Origin of the sequence: Streptomyces sp. DSM 110735, assembly GCF_016482685.1 — a bacterium.
Lineage (GTDB): Bacteria > Actinomycetota > Actinomycetes > Streptomycetales > Streptomycetaceae > Streptomyces.
The window spans coordinates 247,254-268,531 of the sequence record NZ_JACYHF010000008.1 but is presented as its reverse complement, the minus strand read 5'-3'; the positions used below and the strand labels follow the sequence as shown (position 1 = coordinate 268,531).

Genomic DNA, 21,278 nt, shown 5'->3' with positions numbered 1-21,278 from the left:
GCGACTCACGCCGGACTGCCATGAAGATGCGCGGCATGACCGGGAAGTGGAACGCCATGTGGCATTCGTCGCCGCCCGCCTGGTAGTCGCCGAAGTAGTCGACCACGTCCTCGGGCCACTGGTTCGCCTCCGCCAGCAGGACCTTGTCGGGGTACTGCGCGTCGATCTCCTTGCGCACGCGCTTCAGGAAGTCGTGCGTGGCGGGCAGGTTCTCGCAGTTGGTGCCCTCCTGCTGGTACAGATACGGCACCGCGTCAAGCCGGAACCCGTCGATCCCGAGGTCCAGCCAGAACTTCAGGGCGGAGATCATCTCCTCCTGGACGGCCGGGTTCTCGTAGTTCAGGTCCGGCTGGTGCGAGAAGAAGCGGTGCCAGTAGTACTGCTTGCGTACCGGGTCGTACGTCCAGTTCGACGCCTCGGTGTCGACGAAGATGATCCGGGCGTCCTGGTACTGCTTGTCGTCGTCCGCCCAGACGTAGTAGTCGCCGTAGGGTCCGTCGGGGTTCTCGCGGGACTCCTGGAACCACGGGTGCTGGTCACTGGTGTGGTTCATGACGAAGTCGATGACGACACGCATCCCGCGCTGGTGCGCGGCGTCCACGAAGTCCACGAAGTCCGCGAGGTCCCCGAACTCGGGGAGTACGGCGGTGTAGTCCGAGACGTCGTAACCGCCGTCACGCAGCGGTGACTTGAAGAACGGTGGCAGCCAGAGGCAGTCGACGCCCAGCCATTGCAGGTAGTCGAGCTTGGCGGTGAGACCCTTGAGGTCCCCGATGCCGTCGCCATTGCTGTCCTGGAAGGAACGCACCAGGACCTCGTAGAAGACGGCGCGCTTGAACCACTCCGGGTCACGATCCCGGGCGGGAGTGTCCTCGAACGTGTCCGGGACGGGCTCGTTGACGATCATATGGTGGGTGACCCTCCGATCTGCGGGTTGGACGGTCGCAGAACCGAGAACACATGCGCGGGTCGACGACCCGGTTCGAGTCGCACATAGTTGGCCCTGCCCCAGTGATAGGACTCGCCGGTGAGCAGGTCGCGCACCGGCACCGACTCGTGCCAGTCGAGGCCGAGTTGCGGCATGTCCAACGAGACCGTGGCCTCCTGGGTGTGGTGCGGGTCGAGGTTGGCGACCACCAGAACCGTGTTCGAACCGCTGCGTTTCGAATAGGCGATCACCGATTCCTTGTCCGTCTCGTGGAAGTGGAGGTCGCGCAATTGGCGCAGCGCCGGGTTCTGCCTGCGGATCTCGTTGAGGCGGGTGATCAGGGGGGCGATGGTCCGTCCCTCCAGGGCAGTCGCCTCCCAGTCACGGGGCTTGAGCTGGTACTTCTCCGAGTCGTAGTACTCCTCGCTGCCCTCCCGCAGCGGGGTGTTCTCACAGAGTTCGTAGCCGCTGTAGACGCCCCACGAGGGGGAGAGGGTGGCGGCGAGGACGGCGCGGACCTCGAAGGCGGGGCGCCCGCCGTGCTGGAGGTAGGCGTGCAGGATGTCCGGCGTGTTGGGGAAGAAATTGGGCCGCATGTACGCCGCCGCGTCCCCCGAGAGTTCGGTGAGGTACTCCGTCAACTCCCGTTTGTCGTTGCGCCACGTGAAGTAGGTGTACGACTGCTGGAAGCCGATCTGCGCGAGGGTGTGCATCATCGCGGGACGGGTGAACGCCTCGGCCAGGAACAGGACATCGGGGTCGGCGCGGTTGATCTCCCCGATGACCCGCTCCCAGAAGACGACCGGCTTCGTGTGCGGGTTGTCCACGCGGAAGATCCGGACGCCGTGCTCCATCCAGTGCCGCAGGACGCGGACGGTCTCGGTGACCAGTCCGTCCATGTCGGCGTCGAAGGCGATGGGGTAGATGTCCTGGTACTTCTTCGGCGGGTTCTCCGCGTAGGCGATCGTGCCGTCGGGGCGGTGGTGGAACCACTGGGGGTGCTTCTCCACCCAGGGGTGGTCCGGGGAGCACTGGAGGGCGAAGTCCAGGGCGACCTCAAGTCCCAGCTCCCGCGCCCGGCTCACGAAGTGGTCGAAGTCCTCCAGCGTCCCCAACTGCGGGTGGACGCTGTCGTGACCGCCCTCGGGGGAGCCGATCGCCCAGGGCACACCGACGTCGTCCGGCGTCGCGGTCAGCGTGTTGTTGCGGCCCTTGCGGTGCGTGGTGCCGATGGGGTGGATCGGCGGGAGGTACACCACGTCGAAGCCCATCTCGGCGACGGCTTCCAGGCGGCGCTCGGCGGTGCGGAAGGTGCCATGGGGTTGTTCGGGGGTGCCCTCCGAGCGCGGGAAGAACTCGTACCAGGAGCCGTAGAGCGCCCGTTCGCGCTCCACCAGTAGCGGCATCGGGTCGGACGCGGTCACCAACTCCCGTAGCGGGTAACGCTCCAGGACCTCCAGCACCTCGGGCGCGAGGGCTGCCGCCAGGCGCCAGGACGCCGGGCGGTTCTCCGCGCGCAGCGCGGTCGCCGCCTCCAGCACGGTCTTCCGCCGCTCCTCCGGCACCCCGTCCGCCGCCCGCTCGTGCAGCCGCGCGCCCTCGTCCAGCACCAGCGCGGTGTCGATACCGGCGGGCACCTTGATCCCCGCCGTGTGCCGCCAGGTGGCGATCGGGTCCGACCACGCCTCCACGGTGTAGGTCCAGCGCCCCGTCGCGTCCGCGCTCACGTCGGCGCCCCAGCGGTCGGTGCCGGGCGCCAACTCGCGCATCGGCGCCCAGGGTCCGGTCCTGCCGTCCGGTCCCCGCAGCACGACATTGGCGTTCACCGCGTCGTGCCCCTCCCGGAACACGGTGGCGCTGACCTGGAACGTTTCTCCGACCACGGCTTTGGCCGGCCTGCGCCCGTGCTGGACGACGGGGCGTACGTCGAGGACGGGGATGCGACCTACGACGGTGGGGGGTTCGGCGTGTGGGACCGGAGGTCGGACGGCGGTCCCCGCGGCCGGAGCCGGGGGGCGCTCGGCGACGGGCTCGGTGTGCGGGGACGAGGAGCGCCCGTGCTCGGACCCCGACGCTCCCGCCCGCACGGCGGCGTCGACCCGTGTCGTCCGCGCCGGTCCGGACTCGGCTCGCGTCGCCTTCGCCGGTGCGGCTTCCGCCTCCGGCCGGGCGGGCAGCCCGCGCGGCGTCCCCGCCTGGGCGGTCTCCGCCTCCGCCCGTCCGGTCGTGGCGCGCCGCGCCCCTGGGTGTTCGGCCCCGGCGTGCTCGGACCCTGGCGTCCCCGGGCGGGTGGTCTCCGGTCCCGGGCGTACGCCCTTCGCCCGCTGCGTCCCGCCCGACCCGGGGTCGGTGTCCTCGGGGCGCTGAGCGGGTGGGGGTTTTCTGGCGGTGGGCTTGGGGGTGGGGCGGGGGGATGGCGTGTGGTGCTTGGCGGGCATGACCGCTCCTGTCCGCGTCAACGTGGCTATGGGCGGATGGACATGGGGAGGTGGGTCCTGCGGTGGTGCTGTGGTGCGCCTGTGGGGTCGTACCGGAGGAGCCTTCCCACCCGGTTCGGGTGGGCAATCCGGCACTTTGTTAACTACTCGCGCGTATGTCTACGTACAAGACCGGCCCCTTTCCCGGATTCCCGCCGGGACCGCGTTGACTCCCCAAGAGAAGGTCAGCAACTGCCCTCGTAGGAAACAGGATTGACTCCTGCCCAGGCTGCCCCGGGAGACACGCCCGCCGGACGGCGCCGCCCGCGCATTCGGCTGGAACCCGCCCGTGCCCCCGGGTAAAGGCATGTCACCGTTTGCGCCACGTTCCGACCGCTTCACCCGGATGCGTCCCCACCGACCCCCCGGTAACCACTACCGTCGAGAATGACGACGGGACGCACAGCGCTGTGCGTCCCACCTAGCGACGCGTCCGAGGTGGAATGTGAAGGCCATCCGTCGGTTCACCGTCCGTCCCGTTCTCCCCGAACCCCTGCGCCCGCTGAGCGACCTCGCGCGCAATCTGCGCTGGTCCTGGCATGTGGAAACGCGCGATCTGTTCCAGGCGGTGGACCCCGAGCACTGGAAGGCCGCCGGAGGCGACCCGGTGCGGCTGCTGGGGCGGGTGAGTCCCGTGCGGCTCGCCGAGCTGGCCGAGGACCGGCGGTTCCTGCGCCGTCTCGCGGCGGTGGCCGGGGACCTCGGGGACTATGTGAGCGGCGACCGCTGGTATCAGCACCAGGGCGACGGGCTGCCCGCAGCCGTCGCGTACTTCTCGCCCGAGTTCGGCATCACCGCCGCGCTGCCCCAGTACTCCGGCGGTCTCGGCATCCTCGCCGGTGACCACCTCAAGGCGGCCAGCGACCTCGGCGTCCCGCTGATCGGCGTCGGGCTGCTCTACCGGCACGGCTACTTCCGCCAGACCCTCTCCCGCGACGGCTGGCAGCAGGAGCACTACCCGGTGCTCGACCCCAACGAGCTGCCCGTCACCCTGCTGAAGGAGGCCGACGGCACCCCGGCGGGGGTCCGGCTCGCGCTGCCCGGCGGCCGCGCCCTGCACGCCCGGATCTGGGTGGCACAGGTCGGCAGGGTCCCGCTGCTGATGCTCGACTCCGACGTGGAGGAGAACGACCTCGGCGAACGCGGCGTCACCGACCGGCTCTACGGCGGCGGCAGCGAGCACCGGCTGCTCCAGGAGATGCTGCTCGGCATAGGGGGTGTGCGGGCGGTGCGCACGTACTGCCGCCTGACCGGACACCCCGAGCCCGAGGTGTTCCACACCAACGAGGGGCACGCCGGGTTCCTCGGTCTGGAGCGGATCGCGGAGCTGTGCGAGGACGGGCTCGACTTCGACGCGGCGCTGGAGACCGTGCGCTCCGGCACGGTGTTCACCACGCACACCCCCGTCCCGGCCGGGATCGACCGCTTCACCCAGGAGCTGGTCGCCCGGTTCTTCGGGGCGGACGGCGAGCTGCCAGGACTCGACGTACGGCGGATCCTCGCGCTCGGCACCGAGACGTACCCGGGCGGCGAGCCGAACCTGTTCAACATGGCCGTGATGGGGCTGCGCCTCGCCCAGCGCGCCAACGGGGTGTCCCTGCTGCACGGGCAGGTGAGCCGGGGGATGTTCGCCGGTCTTTGGCCCGGGTTCGACACCGAGGAGGTGCCGATCACCTCGGTCACCAACGGGGTGCACGGACCGACCTGGGTGGCGCCCGAGGTGCTGCGGCTCGGCGTACGGCAGCTCGGCGCGCAGCGGGCCGAGGACGCGCTGGCCACCGGCGGTTCCGAGCGGTGGGACGCGGTGGCCGAGATCTCCGCGGAGGAGATCTGGGACCTGCGCCGCACCCTGCGCGAGCAGCTCGTCTTCGAGGTGCGCGACCGGCTGCGGGCGTCCTGGCGGCAGCGCGGGGCGGCCGGTGCCGAGCTGGGCTGGATCGACGGGGTGCTCGACCCCGACGTGCTCACCATCGGGTTCGCGCGGCGCGTGCCGTCGTACAAGCGGCTCACCCTGATGCTGCGGGACAAGGAGCGGCTGACCGAGCTGCTGCTGCACCCGGAGCGACCGCTGCAGATCGTCGTCGCGGGCAAGGCGCACCCGGCGGACGACGGGGGCAAGCGGCTGGTGCAGGAGCTGGTGCGGTTCGCGGACGATCCGCGGGTGCGGCACCGGATCGTGTTCCTGCCGGACTACGGCATGGGGATGGCGCAGAAGCTCTACCCGGGCTGCGACGTCTGGCTGAACAACCCACTGCGCCCGCTGGAGGCGTGCGGCACCTCGGGGATGAAGGCGGCGCTCAACGGCTGTCTCAACCTCTCGGTGCTGGACGGCTGGTGGGACGAGTGGTTCCAGCCCGACTTCGGCTGGGCGATCCCGACGGCGGACGGCGCGGCGACCGACCCCGACCGGCGGGACGACATCGAGGCGGCGGCGCTCTACGAGCTGCTCGAACAGCGGGTCACCCCGCGCTTCTACGAGCAGGGGCGGGGCGGGCTGCCCGACCGCTGGATCGAGATGGTCCGCCAGACCCTCACCCTGCTCGGCCCGAAGGTGCTCGCCGGGCGCATGGTCCGCGAGTACGTCGAGCGGCTCTACGCCCCCGCCGCCCAGGCTCAGCGCGCGCTCGACCCGGACACCGCGCGGGACCTGGCCGGGTGGAAGGCACGGGTGCGCGCCGCGTGGCCCGGCGTCAGCGTGGACCACGTGGAGACGACGGCGCCCGCCGCCACCGCCGAACTGGGCACGAGCGTCGGACTGCGGGTCCGCGTCGGACTCGGCGACCTCACCCCGGACGACGTGGAGGTCCAGGCGGTCTCCGGGCGCGTGGACTCCGGCGACCGCATCACGGACGCGAGCGCGGTCCCGCTGAAGCCGGTCGGCAACCCCGACCTGGAGGGACGCTGGCTCTACGAGGGTCCCCTCTTCCTCGACCGCACCGGACCCTTCGGCTACACGGTCCGCATCCTCCCCACCCACCGCCTCCTCGCCTCCGCGGCGGAGACGGGGCTGGTGACGGTGCCGCCGGAGGACGTGGTGGAGACGTCGGGGGTGGTGCTGCGGTAACCGGACCGCGGGTGGTCTACGCCTCGTCCTCGTCGGCGCACAGGCGCCTCAGGGTCTTGCCGCAGCGGCGGGCGTAGGCGTGCTGGAAGGCTCGGGCGGCGGGACCGGCGGCGTGGGCGTACCACTTGGCGGGGCGGCTGTAGGCAGCGACGGTGAGCCAGACGGTGCCGTCGCCGGTGCGGGAGACGACGAACGCCTCCTCGCCGCATTCGGGGTGCCCGGGGAGGGTGCCGTAGGCCCAGCCGGCGCGGCGGGGTTCGTCGGTCGTCCAGACGACCCGGCAGGGGGCTTTGATCAGGCCCGCGAGACCGACCGTCACGTCCGTGCCGGGGGCGGCGCGGTCGGCGGTGGTGTCCATGCCGATGCCCATCTCGCGGTGCATCTCCCAGGTGAACAGCGCCTGGACGGCCCGGTGGAAGAGACCGGTGCCCTCGCCGATGCGGGTGCGGACGTAGAGGTGGTGGAACCCGGGCGGGCAGACGGTGAGGTCGTCGCGCGTCGCGCCGACGGGTTCGTACGTGTAGGGCGCCGAGGACATGGGTCACAAGAGTAGGGCGCCCACCGGAAGAGCTCCTTCCCGGGGGCGCCCTGGCTCAAGTGGCCGTCGGTCAGCTGACGTTGACCGCCGACCAGGCTGCCGCCACCGCATTGTACTCGGCGCTGCCGGAGCCGTAGAGGGCCGACGCCGCGTTCAGCGTGCCGGTGCGGGCCGCCTTGTAGTTGGTCGTCGAGGTGAAGTACGTCGTGAGCGCCTTGTACCAGATCTGCAGCGCCTTGGCGCGGCCGATGCCGGTGACGGTGGAGCCGTTGGACGTCGGGGAGTTGTAGGACACCCCGTTGATCGTCTTCGCGCCGCTGCCCTCGGACAGCAGGTAGAAGAAGTGGTTGGCGACGCCGGACGAGTAGTGCACGTCCTTGTTGCCGACCGTGGAGGACCAGTAGTCGGCGGAGCCGCCGTCCTTGCTGGGCTTGTCCATGTAGCGCAGCGGGGTGCCGTCGCCGTTGATGTTGATCTTCTCGCCGATGAGGTAGTCACCGGGGTCCGAGGCGGTGTTGGCGTAGAACTCCACGCCGGTGCCGAAGATGTCGGAGGTCGCCTCGTTCAGACCGCCGGACTCACCGCTGTAGTTGAGACCCGCGGTCGCCGCCGTGACACCGTGGCTCATCTCGTGGCCCGCGACGTCCAGCGAGGTCAGCGGGTGGTTGTTGCCCGAGCCGTCGCCGTAGGTCATGCAGAAGCAGGAGTCGTCCCAGAACGCGTTCACGTACGAGCTGCCGTAGTGGACGCGGGAGTAGGCGCCGACGCCGTTGTTCTTGATGCCGCTGCGGCCGAACGTGTTCTTGTAGAAGTCCCACGTCTCCTGCGCGCCGTAGGCGGCGTCAGCCGCCGCCGTCTCGTCGGTGGTGGAGCTGGAGGCGGTGCCGGTGCCCCACGTGTTCGTGGTGTTGGTGAACAGGGTGCCGGTGCCGGAGCTGGTGGTGTGCTTCAGGTTGTACGTCTTGTGGTTGCCGCGCGAGGCGTCGGTCAGCGAGTACGTCGAGCCCGACAGCGAGGTGGTGAGGCTGACGGTGCCGGAGTACAGCGTCTTGCCGGTGCCGGTCGCGTTCTCGATGCCCTGGTACTCGAAGAGCTTCTTGCCGGTGGCGGCGTCGGTGATGACGTGGAGCTGGTTGGGGGTGCCGTCGTCCTGGAGACCGCCGACGACCGTCTCGTAGGCGAGCACGGGCTTGCCGGAGCCCGCCCAGATCACCTTGCGGGCGCCGTCCGCCGAGGACTTGGCGGAGCCGAGCGTCTCGGCGGCGCCGACCGCCTGCTTCTCCGCCTTGGCGGCGGTGATCTGCGGCTTGAGCGACGCCACCTTGATCGTGGTCTTGGTGGCGCGGGTGACGCCCTCGGCCTTGCCGGACTTGGCGGTGTGGACGACGAGGTCGCCGCCGAGCACGGGCAGACCCGCGTAGGTGCGCTCGTAGCGCGTGTGGACGGTGCCGTCCGCGTCCTTCACGACGTCTCTGACGACCAGCTTCTCCTTGGCGCCCAGACCTATGCGCTGCGCGGTCTCGGGGGCGTCGGTCTGCGCCTGCTGGATGAGCCCGGTGCGGGCGGCTGCCGACAGGAGGGTGGGGGCGCCGGCCAGCGGCTTGGCGGCGGCCGAGGTGGGCTGCGCGCTGGCGCTGGTGGCCAGGCCGGTGGAGATGAGGGCACCGGCGGCGACGGCGGTGGCGATGACGAGGGTGGTGCGCTTGCGACGCGCGTAGAGGGGGCTCACAGTAGCTCCTTCACGTGGGGGAGTCCGGGCGGCGTGGGGTCACCGTCCGGGGTGGTGCTGAAGTTGCTGTGCTCGTGCTGCTGCGGCGGGTGGGGGAAGCGTGGCACCACGGACGCGTACATGTCATGACCCCGCGGTGATGTTGGCCGAAAACAGGCGTCCGATAGTTGTTGCGGCCGTGTGAACGGGTGCCGTCCGGGGCGTGGAAACCCCGGACGGCACCGGGTTCACCGGGCCGTCGGCCATGGCCCGGCGGGCGTTTACGGGAAGGTCACCTTCCAGCCGTTGATCCGCCCGGTGTCCTGCGCCGCCTTGTCCTGGACCTTCAACGTCCAGGTCCCGTCCGCCGGTTCGGCCGAGGCGTCCACCACATAGGTGTCGTCGACGTCGTCCGCCGAGTCGGAGGGGCTGGCGTCCTTCAGGCGGTACGAGGTGCCCGAGGGTCCGAGCAGGTCGATCACGAGGTCGCCGCGCCAGGTGTGGGTGATGTCCACCGTGACCCGGAGGTTGCTGGGCGCGTTTCCGCCACGCCCCGCCACCGTGATGGCCGAGGTGACGGCGGGACCGTTGTCCGGGATCGCCACCTGTGTGGTGCTCTCGTACGAGGTGCCGGTGTCGCCGCCGGGCCGGGTGCCGACCCCGATGCCCGCCCACGCGTCCTGCACCGCCGTGTACTCCGGGCTGTCCGTGCCGTACAGCTCCCCGGCGGCGGCCAGGGTGCCGGTGCGCGCCGCCTTGTAGTTGGTGGTGGAGGTCCACTTCGTGGTCAGCGCCCGGTACCAGATCTGCAGCGCCTTGTCCCGCCCGATGCCGGTGACCGGGAGACCATCGGCGGTGGGGGAGTCGTAGCTGACGCCGTCGATCACCTTGGCGCCGCTGCCCTCGCTCAGCAGATAGAAGAAGTGGTTCGCCGGGCCCGAGGAGTAGTGCACGTCGAGTCCGCCGAGTCCGGAGTACCAACTGTCCTTCGACGCACCGTCCTTGCTCGGCTTGTCCATGTAACGCAGCGGCGTGCCGTCGCCGTTGATGTCGATCTTCTCGCCGATGAGGTAGTCGCCCGGGTCGGAGCTGTTGTTCGCGTAGAACTCCACGCCCGTGCCGAAGATGTCGGAGGTCGCCTCGTTCAACCCGCCCGACTCGCCGGAGTAGTTGAGCCCGGCGGTGTTCGAGGTGACACCGTGGCTCATCTCGTGACCGGCCACGTCGAGGGCGGTCAGCGGGTCGGCGTTGTTCGCGCCGTCGCCGTAGGTCATGCAGAAGCAGGAGTCGCTCCAGAAGGCGTTGATGTACGCATTCCCGTAGTGCACACGGGAGTAGGCGCCCACGCCGTCGTTCCTGATGCCGCTGCGTCCGAACGTGTTCTTGTAGAAGTCCCAGGTCTCCTGCGCCCCGTAGTGCGCGTCCGCGCCCGCCGTCGCCGCGTCGGAGATCGTGCCGTTGCCCCAGGTGTCGGAGGACTGGGAGAACAGGGTGCCGGTGCCGGAGGAACCCCGGTTGAGGTTGTACGTCTTGTGACCGCCGCGCTCCCCGTCGGTGAGCGTGTACGTCGACCCCGACTGCGTGGTGGTGAGCGGGACCTGCCCGCTGTACTGGGTGTTGCCGACGCCGGTTTCTATCCCCTGGTACTCGTAGAGCTTCTTGCCGGTCGTGGCGTCGGTGACGACGTGCAGTTCGTTGGGCGTGCCGTCGTCCTGGAGACCGCCGACGACCGTCTCGTAGGCGAGCACGGGCTTGCCGGAGGCGGCCCAGATCACCTTGCGCACGCTGTCCGCGGCGGACTTGGCGCCGCCGAGGGTCTTCGCGCGGCTGACCGCCTGCTTCTCGGCGGCGTCCTTCGTGACCGCCGGGGTGAGACCGGCGACCTTCAGCGTGGCGCCGGTGGCGCGGATGACGCGCTGGGTCGCGCCGGACTTGGCGGTGTCCACGATCAAGTCGCCGCCGAGCACGGGCAGTCCGGCGTAGGTGCGCTCGTAGCGGGTGTGCACGGTGCCGTCGCCGTCCTTGACGACATCGCGGACGACGAGCTTCTCCTTGGCTCCGAGTCCGAGGGAGCGGGCCGTGGCTGCCGTGCCGGTGTCGGCGTGCCGGATCAGCTCGGTGCGCTGGGAGGGGGTGAGCCGTACGGCCGTGTGCGCGGCGTCGGCTTTTCCGGGGCGCGGGGCGGCAGGCGCGGCGCTCGCCACACCCGACTGGACGGCGGCGGCCAGCAGGGCGGCGACACCGGCCAGGGCGACGACGGCGGTGCGACGGGGGGCGGGGGCGGTGCGTCTGCGGGAGGAACTGCTGCTCAACACTGACTCCTTCTGCGTGGCCGCCGGTCGTGCGGCCAGGGGAGACCGGACGTTGGTCGAGCGCCCGGGCAGAACAGGGCTGTGCGCGGAACCTGTACGCGTGCGGGAACCGGCTCACACGGTGCGCCGTGAGAGCTGTGGGGCTGCTGTGAGCCGGTGCGACAAGGTTGTCAGGTGAGCGGGACGGCTGTCATGACCGCATCGACAACTTGGCCGGAATGGGCTTCGCCGGGGGGTGGGGGCGGGCGCGGTCCGTCCTCCCGCGCCCGCCGGTCAGCGCTCCGCCAGGCTCTCCCGCCAGGCGCGGTGCAGGTCGGCGAAGCGCCCGGTGCCCTCGATCAGGGTCTTGGGTTCGCCGTCCTCGACGACCCGACCGTGTTCCATCACCAGGACGCGGTCCGCGATCTCGACGGTGGAGAGGCGGTGGGCGATGACGACGGCGGTGCGCCCCTGGAGGACCGTCGCCATCGCCTGCTGGACGGCGCGCTCGCCGGGGATGTCCAGCGAGCTGGTCGCCTCGTCCAGGATGAGGACCGCCGGATCGGCGAGCAACGCCCGTGCGAAGGACACCAGTTGGCGCTGCCCGGCCGAAATGCGCCCCCCGCGCTTGCGGACGTCGGTGTCGTACCCCTCGGGCAGGCGGCTGATGAACTCGTGGGCGCCGATGGCTTTCGCGGCGCGCTCGATGTCGGCGCGGTCGGCGTCGGGGCGGCCGATGGCGATGTTGTCCGCGATGGTGCCGGAGAACAGGAAGGACTCCTGGGTCACCATCACGACCGCGCGCCGCAGTTCGGCGGTCGACAGCTCGCGCAGGTCCACCCCGTCGAGCAGCACCCGCCCGGCGGAGGGGTCGTAGAAGCGGGCGACCAGCTTGGCCAGCGTGGACTTGCCCGCGCCCGTCGAGCCCACCACGGCCACGGTCTGCCCGGCGGGGAGCGTCAGGTCGAAGCGGGGGAGCACCTCGCCACCGGTCCGGTAGGCGAAGCCGACCCCCTCGAAGACGACCTCGCGACCGGTGAACCCGTCCCGGACCGGCGGGAGTTCACGCGGCGACTCCGGCTCCGGCACCGAGGGCGTCTGGGCCAGCAGCCCGGCGATCTTCTCCAGCGAGGCGGCAGCCGCCTGATAGGAGTTGAGGAACATGCCGAGCCGGTCGATGGGGTCGTACAGCCGCCGCAGATACAGCACCGCCGCCGCGAGCACACCGAGCGCGAGCGAGCCGCTCGCCACCCGGTAGGCGCCCCACAGCACGATGCCCGCGACCGTGGTGTTGGCGACCAGCCGGGAGCCGACCACGTAACGCGCCATCTCCAGCAGGGTGTCGCCGTTGCGCAGCTCGTACGTACGGTTCAGCGCGCCGAAGCCGGCGTCGTTCGCGTCCTCGCGGCGGAACGCGCGCACCGGGCGGATGCCGTTCATCGTCTCCACGAACTTGACGATCACCGACGCCATCGCCGTCGAGCGCGCCCGGTACGCCCGCCCCGCGCGCCGCTGGTAGATCCGCACCAGCACGTACAGCGGGGCGAACGAGGCGACCGCGACCGCGCCGAGACCGAGGTCCAGCCACAGCAGCAGAGCCGCGATGTACACGAACGACAGCACCACGCCGACAAGTTCCTGAAGACCCTCGCCGAGGAGTTCGCGCAGCGCCTCGACGTCCGCCGTGGCGCGGGAGATGAGCCGCCCGGAGGTGTACCGCTCGTGGAAGTCGACGCTCAGCGCCTGCGCGTGCCGGAAGATACGGCCGCGCAGATCCAGCAGCCCGTCCTGGTTGACCCGCGCGGACGCCTCGACGAACGCGAACTGGAAGCCCCCGGAGCAGAGCGCGCACAGCGCGTACGCCACCGCGACGGCGAGCAGCGGTCCGTGGTCGTGCCGCCCGAGCGCGGGCACGGCGGTGTCGATGGCGTACGCCACCAGCAGCGGACCGGTCTGCGCCGCCGCCTGCTGGAGCAGCAGCAGGAGCACGGCGAACAGGACACGGCCCTTCATGGGGGCGAGGAGTGAGCGCAGCAGGGCGCCGGTGGCGCCGTCCGGGGCGGGCAGGACGTCACGGTCGAAGGGGTCGCCGTCCGCAGCGGAGGGGGCGGGCGCGGGCGGGGCGGACTCGGGTTCCGGCAGGTCGTCGCCGGTGCCGGGCGCGGCGGACGCGGTCGTCGTCATCGGCGGTCCTCCGAGGCGTGGGGGGCGGGCTCGTGGGGGAGGGGCTCGTGGGGCGTGGGCTCGTGAGGGGCGGGCTCGTCAGGGGTGGGCTCGCCCGACATCAGACGGGCGTACTCGGCGTTCGTGCGCAGCAGTTCGCGGTGTGTGCCGACGGCGGTGATCCGGCCGCCGGAGAGCAGCGCGACCCGGTCCGCGAGCAGCACGGTGGAGGGGCGGTGGGCCACGATCAGCGCGGTGGTGTCCGCGAGGACCTGCCGCAGCGCCGCCTCGACTGCCGCCTCCGTGTGCACGTCCAGCGCCGAGAGCGGGTCGTCCAGGACCAGGAACTCCGGGCGCCCGACGACCGCGCGGGCCAGCGCGAGCCGCTGCCGCTGACCGCCGGAGAGGCTGAGCCCCTGCTCACCGACCCGGGTGTCGGGTCCCTCGGGCAGTTGGTGCGCGAAGTCGGCGCGAGCCACCGCGAGCGCCCGGTCCAGGTCCGTACGGTCCGCGTCCTCACCAGCGCCCATCAGCACGTTCTCGGCGACGCTCGCGGAGAACAGCGTCGGCTCCTCGAAGGCGACGGCGACCCGGGCGCGCAGCTCCGCGCGGGACATCGCGGTGATGTCGACGCCGTCCAGGGTGATCCGCCCGCCGGTCACCTCGTACAGCCTCGGGACGAGCGCCGTGAGCGTCGTCTTGCCGCTGCCGGTGGCGCCGACCAGCGCCATCGACTCGCCGCGCCGGATGTGCAGATCGACGCCGTCCAGCAGGGGAGCGGAGCCGTCCGGCACGTCGGGGTGGCGGAAGGCGACGCCCTCGAACCGCAGCCCGTCCCGCTCCGCCGCCGCGCGCGGGGCAGGGCGTCCGGGAGCGCCCCCGGTGTCTCCCGCGTCGCTGAAGTCCTTGGCGTCCTCCGGCGCCTCGTCCATCACCTCGAAGTACCGCTCGGTCGCCGTCGCCGCCTCCTGGCTCATCGCCAGCAGGAAGCCGATGGACTCCACCGGCCAGCGCAGCGCCAGCGCCGTGCTGAGGAAGGCGACCAGCGTGCCCGCCGACAGGTCGCCGTCCGCCACCCGCAGTACGCCGAGGACCAGCGCCGCGCCGATCGCCAGCTCGGGCAGCGCCATGATGACCGCCCAGATCGACGCCAGCAGCCGCGCCTTGTGCAGCTCGGTGCCGCGCAGCCCGATCGCCAGCTCCCGGAACGCGCGCGCCTGGCTGTGATGGCGCCCGAAGCCCTTGACGACCCGGATGCCGAGCACGCTCTCCTCCACCAGGGTCGTCAGATCGCCCACCTGGTCCTGGGCGCGCCGCGACGCCAGCGCGTACCGCCGCTCCACGACCGCACAGGTGACCAGCACCGGCACCGCGGGCCCGAGGACGACCAGACCCAGCGCCCAGTCCTGCACCAGCATGATCACCACACCGGCGGCGATCGTCACCGAGTTGACCACCAGGAACGTCAGCGGGAAGGCGAGGAACATCCGCAGCAGCATCAGGTCGGCGGTGCCCCGGGAGAGCAACTGACCCGAGGGCCAGCGGTCGTGGAAGGCAACCGGCAGCCGCTGGAGCCGCCGGTAGAGCGCCGCCCGCATGTCCGCCTCCACCCGCGACAGCGGCCGTGCCACCAGCCACCGCCGCAGCCCGAACAGCAGCGCCTCGGTGATCCCGAGCAGCAGCAGCCACAGCGCGCCGAGCCACACCCCCGCCGGGTCGCGGCGGGCGACCGGACCGTCCACCATCCACTTCAGCACGAGCGGGATCACCAGCCCGGTGCACGAGGCGACCACCGCCACGGCGACGGCGCCGCTCAGCCTGGCCCGCACGGGCCGGACGAACGGCCACAGCCGCAGCAGGGTGCGCACGGTGGAGCGCCGGACCTCGGGGTTCTCGTGTGGAGTGGCCATCATCGCGAGCGTACGGACGGACACCGCCGCCGCCCACCGAGTTTCGGCCGGACCCCGGTCCGCCGCTGGTCCTACGACCAGCGGTTTCCCGCGCAAGCACACGGAGGTCGTAGCCCAGGATCAACCGATCGGATGATGCTGCTCCGAGCGTCGGATGATGCCGCTCCGAGCGCGACGGCCGATGCGGCGGGCACCCCGCGACCGCGAATCTCGGAGCATGGCATCCGTCATCGAAGTCACCGACCTGCGCAAGTCCTATGGCGGTCGCGCCGTCGTGGACGGCATCTCCTTCACGGTCGAGGAGGGCGAGATCTTCGGCGTCCTCGGTCCCAACGGCGCCGGCAAGACCACCACCGTGGAGTGCGTGGAGGGGCTGCGCGTCCCCGACGCGGGGCGCGTCCGCGTCACCGGGCTCGACCCCGTCGCCGACCACGCCGAGGTCTCCCGGGTCCTCGGCGCCCAGCTCCAGCAGAGCGAACTCCAGCCCAAGCTCACCGTGCGCGAGGCACTTGAGCTGTACGCCTCCTTCTACCCCGCCCCGGCCGACTGGCGGACCCTGGCCGAACGCCTGGAGCTGACCGCCAAGTTGGACACCCGGTTCGCCAGGCTCTCCGGCGGACAGCAGCAGCGGCTGTTCATCGCGCTCGCGCTGATCGGCAGCCCGCGCGTCGTCGTCCTGGACGAGCTGACCACCGGGCTCGACCCGCGCGCCCGCCGGGACACCTGGCAGCTCATCGAGGAGGTGCGCGCGAGCGGGGTCACCGTCCTGCTCGTCACCCACTTCATGGAGGAGGCGCAGCGCCTCTGCGACCGCATCGCGGTGATCGACAAGGGGCGGGTCGCCGCCCTCGACACCCCGGCCGGGCTCATCCGGCGCTCGGCGGGCGCGACCGTCATCAGCTTCACCCCGTCCGCCCCGCTGGACGACACGGACCTCGGCGCGCTCCCGGCTCTCGCCTCCGTCGCGCACCAGGACGGCCGGATCACGCTCTCCGGCACCGACGAGACGGTGAACGCCGTCCTCACCCTGCTCGCCCGCCACCGCGTCACCGCCCACCAGTTGCGCGTGACCGACGCCACCCTCGACGACGCGTTCCTGGACCTCACCAAGGAGACCGCCGTATGACCACCGCAGCCCCGGGCACCCCTGCCCTCAACACCGCACTCCTCAACACAGCCGTCCTGCGCACCGAGTTCCGCCTCTTCCGCCGCGAACCCGGCGCCGTCTTCTGGATCCTGCTGTTCCCGACCCTGCTGCTGGTGATCCTCGGCTCGATCCCCAGCTTCCGCGAGAGCGACGACGGGCTCGGCGGGCAGCGGCTGATCGACGTCTACGTTCCCGTCGCCGTCCTCATCTCCCTGATCATGGCCGGAGTCCAGTCGATGCCGCAGACCCTCACCGGCTACCGCGAGCGCGGCATCCTGCGGCGGATGTCCGCCACCCCCGTACGCCCCGCCGCGCTGCTGACCGCCCAGATGACCGTGCAGGGCGTGGCCGCCCTGTGCTCGGCGCTGCTCGCGCTCGCCGTCGGCCGTATCGCCTTCGGGGTACGCCTGCCCGGGCAGCCCCTCGGCTATCTGGTCGCGCTCGTCCTCGCCGCCCTGGCCGCCCTCGCGCTCGGCTCGGTCGTCGCCGCGGTGTCGGGCACCACGAAGATCGCCGGGGCGGTCGGCACGATGGTGTTCTTCCCGATGATGTTCTGCGCCGGGCTCTGGCTGCCCGTGCAGTCCATGCCGCACACCCTCGCGCGCATCGTCGGTCTCACCCCCTTCGGCGCCGCCGCCCGCGCGATGGGCGAGGCGGCCACCGGTCACTGGCCGGGCTGGGAGCACCTCGGCGTGCTCGCGATCTGGACGGTCCTGCTCACCGCCGCTGCGGCTCGCTGGTTCCGCTGGGAGTGAGCCCGTGCCCGACACCGGCACGGCGGTGCCCGACACTGAGGGGATGACGCAGGCGGTGGAGCGCGACCGACGGGCCTTCTTCGACAGTTGGGGACCCTACGCCCTGCTCGCCGCCGGGGCACTGACGGCTGCCGGTTCGGCCCGGCTCGTCGGCATGAGCCGGGCCGAACTGTACGTCTCCGGCGTCCTGGTGGTGTTCGCCGTGGTCCTGCAACTGGTCTGGGGACGCGTCGGTCGCGACCGGCCGGGACCGAGCCGGACCGGGGCGGTCCTCTACTTCGTGCGCTGGGCCAACGGGTTCGTCCTGACCTGGCTCAACCCGTTCTTCGCCTTCTACGCCGTCACCGGCTACTACAACGGCGCCCGCCGACTGCCGCGCCGCCTGATGATGCCCGGCCTGTGCCTGACCGCCGCCACCATGGCGGGCAGCGAGATCGGCGGGATGCCCCCGCGCGGACCGGTGCTCTGGCTGGGCTTCGTGGTGGTGTTCGGGGTCAACATCGGCATGGTCGCCCTCTTCACCCGGTTCAACGAACAGGAGGAGGCGCGCGCCCGCGAACAGGCCGGGACCATCGCCGAACTGGAGCGCACCAACACCGCGTTGCAGCAGGCACTCGACGAGAACGCCGCCCTTCACGCCCAACTCCTCCTCCAAGCACGGGAAGCGGGGGTCGCGGACGAGCGGCGCAGGCTCGCCGCCGAGATCCACGACACCATCGCCCAGGGGCTGACCGGCATCATCGCCCAGCTCCAAGTCGTCTCCAGCGCCCAGGACCTGGCCACCGCCCGCACCCATCTGGAGCGCGCCTCCGCACTCGCCCGGCACAGCCTCGGCGAGGCGCGCCGCTCGGTGCACAACCTCGCCCCCGTGGCCCTCGCCGCCGACGGACTCCCCGAGGCGCTGAAGAAGACGGTCGCCGAATGGGGCGAACGCACCGGGGTGCGCGCCGAGTTCACCCTCACCGGCACCGCCGAGCAGCTCCACGAGGAGGTCGCGGCGACCCTGCTGCGCATCGCCCAGGAAGCCCTGTCCAACGCCGCCCGGCACGCCCGCGCCCACCGCCTCGGCGCCACCCTCTCCTTCATGGGCGACGAGGTCGTCCTCGACATCCGCGACGACGGCACCGGCTTCGACCCGGACACCCTGCCGCCCCGCACCCGCACCGGAGGCTTCGGTCTGGACGGCATGCGCGCCCGCGCCGAGCGCATCGCGGGCACCCTCACCGTCGAGTCGGAGCCGGGCCACGGCACCGCCGTCTCGGCTCGCGTACCGTTGGTGCGCGATGACCGCTGACACCCCCATCACCCTGCTCGTCGTGGACGACCACCCCGTCGTACGGGACGGGCTGAGCGCCATGTTCGCCGCCGCGCCCGGCTTCACCGTGCTCGGCGAGGCGGCCGACGGCGTCGAGGCGGTCGAGCGGGTCGCCGCCCTGGACCCGGACGTGGTGCTGATGGACCTGCGGATGCCCGGCGGCTCCGGCGTCGAGGCGATCCGCGAGCTGACCCGGCGCGGCGCCCGCGCCAAGGTGCTCGTCCTCACCACCTACGACACCGACTCCGACACCCTCCCGGCCATCGAGGCGGGCGCCACCGGCTATCTCCTCAAGGACGCCCCGCGCGAGGAGCTGTTCACCGGGGTGCGCGCCGCCGCCGAGGGCCGCACCGTGCTCTCCCCTGCGGTCGCCTCGCGCCTGGTCTCGGCGGTCCGCGCGCCCGCCGCCCCCGGCAAGGAGCCGCTGTCCGCGCGCGAGCGCGAGGTCCTCGCCCTGGTCGCCCGGGGCACCTCCAACCGCGAGATCGCTCGTGAGCTGTTCATCAGCGAGGCGACCGTGAAGACCCACCTCACGCACCTCTACACCAAGCTGGGCGTCAAGGACCGCGCGGCGGCGGTGGCGGCGGCGTACGAGCGGGGCATCCTCGGACAGCCGCCCACCCAACAGGCGTAGGAGGAGCGCCGGTTCAGAGCGCCCGCAGCAGCAGCACCGAGCGCGCCGGAAGCGTGATCTCCGACCCCGCCGCATGGACCGCGCCCGGCGCACGGCTCTGCTCCTCCAGCGAGGTGTCGACCACCACCTCGTACGACCGCGCCCACGGCGCCCCCGGCAGCGTGAAGCCCACCGGCTCCCCGCCTGCGTGCAGCACGGCGAGGAAGCTGTCGTCCAGGATGGGCGCGCCCCGCTCGTCGCGCCCCGGGATGTCCCGTCCGGACAGATACATGCCGAGCGTGGCAGCCGGGGCGTACCAGTCGCCCTCCGTCATCTCCCTGCCCCGCGCGGTGAACCACGCCAGGTCCCGCAGCCCGTCCGCCGAGTGCGCGCGGCCGGAGAAGAAGGCGCTGCGGCGCAGCACCGGGTGCCGGTGGCGCAGCGCGATCAGCCGCGCGGTCAGGTCGAACAGCGGGCGCCACTCGGGGTCCTCCAGCAGCGACCAGTCCACCCAACTGGTCGCGTTGTCCTGGCAGTAGGCGTTGTTGTTGCCGCCCTGCGTGCGCCCGAACTCGTCCCCGGCGACCAGCATCGGCACCCCCGTGGACAGCAGCAGCGTGGTCAGCAGGTTCCGCAACTGCCGCCTGCGCAGGGCGCGTACGCCCTCGTCCGCCGTCTCGCCCTCCGCCCCGCAGTTCCAGGAGCGGTTGTCGTGGGTGCCGTCGCGGTTGTCCTCGCCGTTGTCCTCGTTGTGCTTGTGCTCGTACGACACCAGGTCGCGCAGGGTGAAGCCGTCGTGCGCGGTGATGAAGTCGACCGAGGCGTACGGGCGCCGCCCGCCCCAGGCGTACAGGTCGCTGGAGCCGGAGAGCCGGTAGCCCATCTCCCGTACGTCCGGCAGCGCGTGGCGCCAGAAGTCGCGCACGGTGTCGCGGTAGCGGTCGTTCCACTCGGTCCACAGCGGCGGGAAGGCGCCCACCTGGTAGCCGCCCGAGCCGATGTCCCACGGCTCCGCGATCAGCTTGACCCGGCGCAGCACCGGGTCCTGCGCGATGACCGCGAGGAACGGCGAGAGCATGTCCACGTCGTGCATCGAGCGGGCAAGGGCGGCAGCCAGGTCGAAGCGGAAGCCGTCCACGCCCATCTCGGTGACCCAGTAGCGCAGCGAGTCGGTGATCAGCCGCAGCACCTGAGGGCGGACCACGTGCAGGGTGTTGCCGCAGCCGGTGTAGTCCGCGTAGCGGCGCGCGTCCTGCTGGAGGCGGTAGTACCCCCGGTTGTCGATGCCCTTCAGGGACAGCGTGGGACCCAACTCGCCCGCTTCCGCCGTGTGGTTGTAGACCACGTCGAGGATCACCTCGATCCCGGCGGCGTGCAGCGCGCGCACCATCCGCTTGAACTCGCCGACCTGCTGCCCCGCCGTACCGGAGGCGGAGTAGGCGGCGTGCGGGGCGAAGTAGCCGATCGAGTTGTAGCCCCAGTAGTTGGTCAGCCCCCGGCGCAGCAGATGGTCCTCGTGCGCGAACTGGTGGACCGGCAGCAACTCCACGGCGGTGACGCCCAGTTGGGTCAGGTGCTCGATCGCGGCGGGGTGCGCGAGTCCGGCGTAGGTGCCGCGCAGCTCCTCGGGGACACCCGGGTGCAGCTTGGTGAAGCCCTTGACGTGCAGCTCGTAGATGACCGAGTCCGTCCACGGCGTCTTCGGGCGGCGGTCGTCGGACCAGTCGTCGTCGTCGTGCACCACCACGCCCTTGGGCACGAAGGGCGCCGAGTCCCGCTCGTCGCGCACGGTGTCCGCGACCCGCTGGTCCGGCCAGTCCCGGACGTGCCCGTACACCTCCGGCGGCAGCGCGAACTCCCCGTCCACGGCGCGCGCGTACGGGTCGAGCAGCAGCTTCGCCGGGTTCCAGCGGGCGCCGGTCCAGGCGTCCCAGCGACCCTCCACCCGGTAGCCGTACCGGGTCCCCGGCAGCACGCCCGGCACGAAGCCGTGCCAGATCTCGTGCGTCAGCTCGGTCAGCCGCACCTGCGTCTCGCGCCCCCGCTCGTCGAACAGGCACAGCCGGACCGCCTCTGCCCCGCCCGCCCACAGCGCGAAGTTGGTGCCCGCCACCCCGTCGGGACCGGTGCGGAACCGCGCCCCCAGCGGGGTCGACGACCCCGGCCACACCGGCGGACCCGGCACCGCCGCGCGGTGGCCCTCGCGCACCACGGCGGGTACCGGGCCGCCCTGTGCGGGCGGCTGTCCGGCCCGCGCCCGCCGCTCGGCTGCGCTCGTCACCAGTCGGCCCCTCTTTCACGGCTCGGTCCCGGGGCGCGCACGGCCGTACCGGGCGGGCTGCCGCGTCCCGGGGCGTCCGACCCCAGGA

At 71.8% G+C, this 21,278-nt stretch carries 13 protein-coding genes; 5 read left to right on the top strand and 8 right to left on the bottom strand.

All coding sequences use genetic code 11. The features are described 5' to 3' along the window. Both IF655_RS16060 and IF655_RS16055 read right to left on the bottom strand, forming a co-directional pair. Positions 1–907 (bottom strand): alpha-amylase family glycosyl hydrolase (locus IF655_RS16060; RefSeq protein ID WP_242488748.1); only part of this gene is annotated, 907 nt, incomplete at its 3' end. After that, positions 904–3,366 (bottom strand): alpha-1,4-glucan--maltose-1-phosphate maltosyltransferase, encoded by a 2,463-nt coding sequence (locus IF655_RS16055; protein WP_242488747.1) that lies wholly within the window; start codon positions 3,364–3,366, stop codon positions 904–906. The genes IF655_RS16055 and IF655_RS16060, both read right to left, overlap by 4 nt. Before the next feature lie 484 nt (positions 3,367–3,850). Here IF655_RS16055 and IF655_RS16050 point away from each other — a divergent pair, with 484 nt between their 5' ends. Next, a complete protein-coding gene (locus IF655_RS16050) occupies positions 3,851–6,469 on the top strand; it encodes a glycosyltransferase family 1 protein (RefSeq protein ID WP_199585465.1) in 2,619 nt (872 codons plus the stop codon). Positions 6,470–6,485: 16 nt separating this feature from the next. Here IF655_RS16050 and IF655_RS16045 read toward each other — a convergent pair whose 3' ends face one another. From IF655_RS16045 to IF655_RS16025, 5 genes are all read right to left on the bottom strand, one after another. Then, complete coding sequence (locus IF655_RS16045) at positions 6,486–7,007, bottom strand: DUF1990 domain-containing protein (RefSeq protein ID WP_199585464.1); 522 nt, start codon at positions 7,005–7,007, stop codon at positions 6,486–6,488. Between the two features lie 70 nt (positions 7,008–7,077). Then, the gene (locus IF655_RS16040; protein ID WP_199585463.1) at positions 7,078–8,736 is read right to left on the bottom strand and encodes a M4 family metallopeptidase; all 1,659 of its coding nucleotides are present in this window, start codon (positions 8,734–8,736) and stop codon (positions 7,078–7,080) included. Between the two features lie 260 nt (positions 8,737–8,996). Next, entirely contained in the window at positions 8,997–11,027 is a 2,031-nt protein-coding gene (locus IF655_RS16035; protein ID WP_199585462.1) for a M4 family metallopeptidase, read from the bottom strand. Between the two features lie 273 nt (positions 11,028–11,300). Next, complete coding sequence (locus tag IF655_RS16030; protein WP_199585461.1) at positions 11,301–13,190, bottom strand: ABC transporter ATP-binding protein; 1,890 nt, start codon at positions 13,188–13,190, stop codon at positions 11,301–11,303. Continuing rightward, positions 13,187–15,079 carry an ABC transporter ATP-binding protein gene (locus IF655_RS16025; protein ID WP_199585460.1) on the bottom strand — a complete coding sequence of 631 codons (1,893 nt, stop codon included), beginning with the start codon at positions 15,077–15,079 and terminating at the stop codon, positions 13,187–13,189. Before IF655_RS16025 ends, IF655_RS16030 begins: the two co-directional genes overlap by 4 nt. A gap of 217 nt (positions 15,080–15,296) precedes the next feature. On the opposite strand from IF655_RS16025, the gene IF655_RS16020 reads away from it, so the two are divergent. From IF655_RS16020 to IF655_RS16005, 4 genes are read left to right on the top strand one after another with little or no spacing between them, the layout of a single operon-like run. Continuing rightward, on the top strand, positions 15,297–16,205 hold the full coding sequence (locus IF655_RS16020) for an ABC transporter ATP-binding protein (RefSeq protein WP_199585459.1): 909 nt from the start codon (positions 15,297–15,299) through the stop codon (positions 16,203–16,205). Beyond that, positions 16,202–16,981, top strand: a complete 780-nt coding sequence (locus IF655_RS16015) for an ABC transporter permease (protein WP_199585458.1) — start codon at positions 16,202–16,204, stop codon at positions 16,979–16,981. The genes IF655_RS16020 and IF655_RS16015 overlap by 4 nt, the downstream gene beginning before the upstream one ends. Before the next feature lie 43 nt (positions 16,982–17,024). Then, complete coding sequence (locus IF655_RS16010; protein ID WP_199585457.1) at positions 17,025–18,275, top strand: sensor histidine kinase; 1,251 nt, start codon at positions 17,025–17,027, stop codon at positions 18,273–18,275. Then, positions 18,265–18,930, top strand: coding sequence for a response regulator transcription factor (locus IF655_RS16005; protein ID WP_199585456.1), 666 nt, complete (start codon positions 18,265–18,267; stop codon positions 18,928–18,930). The genes IF655_RS16010 and IF655_RS16005 overlap by 11 nt, the downstream gene beginning before the upstream one ends. A 13-nt stretch (positions 18,931–18,943) precedes the next feature. Here the strand turns inward: IF655_RS16005 and glgX are convergent, their stop codons facing one another. Beyond that, positions 18,944–21,190 carry a glycogen debranching protein GlgX gene (gene glgX / locus IF655_RS16000; protein ID WP_199585455.1) on the bottom strand — a complete coding sequence of 749 codons (2,247 nt, stop codon included), beginning with the start codon at positions 21,188–21,190 and terminating at the stop codon, positions 18,944–18,946. Between the last annotated feature and the right edge of the window lie 88 nt (positions 21,191–21,278).

Bases quoted from the DNA above. Each gene is read 5' to 3' on its own strand.
- IF655_RS16055 (WP_242488747.1), bottom strand. From the start codon at position 3,366: ATGCCCGCCAAGCACCACACGCCATCCCCCCGCCCCACCCCCAAGCCC.
- IF655_RS16045 (WP_199585464.1), bottom strand. From the start codon at position 7,007: ATGTCCTCGGCGCCCTACACGTACGAACCCGTCGGCGCGACGCGCGAC.
- IF655_RS16030 (WP_199585461.1), bottom strand. From the start codon at position 13,190: ATGACGACGACCGCGTCCGCCGCGCCCGGCACCGGCGACGACCTGCCG.
- IF655_RS16025 (WP_199585460.1), bottom strand. From the start codon at position 15,079: ATGGCCACTCCACACGAGAACCCCGAGGTCCGGCGCTCCACCGTGCGC.
- IF655_RS16020 (WP_199585459.1), top strand. From the start codon at position 15,297: ATGGCATCCGTCATCGAAGTCACCGACCTGCGCAAGTCCTATGGCGGT.
- IF655_RS16015 (WP_199585458.1), top strand. From the start codon at position 16,202: ATGACCACCGCAGCCCCGGGCACCCCTGCCCTCAACACCGCACTCCTC.
- IF655_RS16010 (WP_199585457.1), top strand. From the start codon at position 17,025: ATGACGCAGGCGGTGGAGCGCGACCGACGGGCCTTCTTCGACAGTTGG.
- IF655_RS16005 (WP_199585456.1), top strand. From the start codon at position 18,265: ATGACCGCTGACACCCCCATCACCCTGCTCGTCGTGGACGACCACCCC.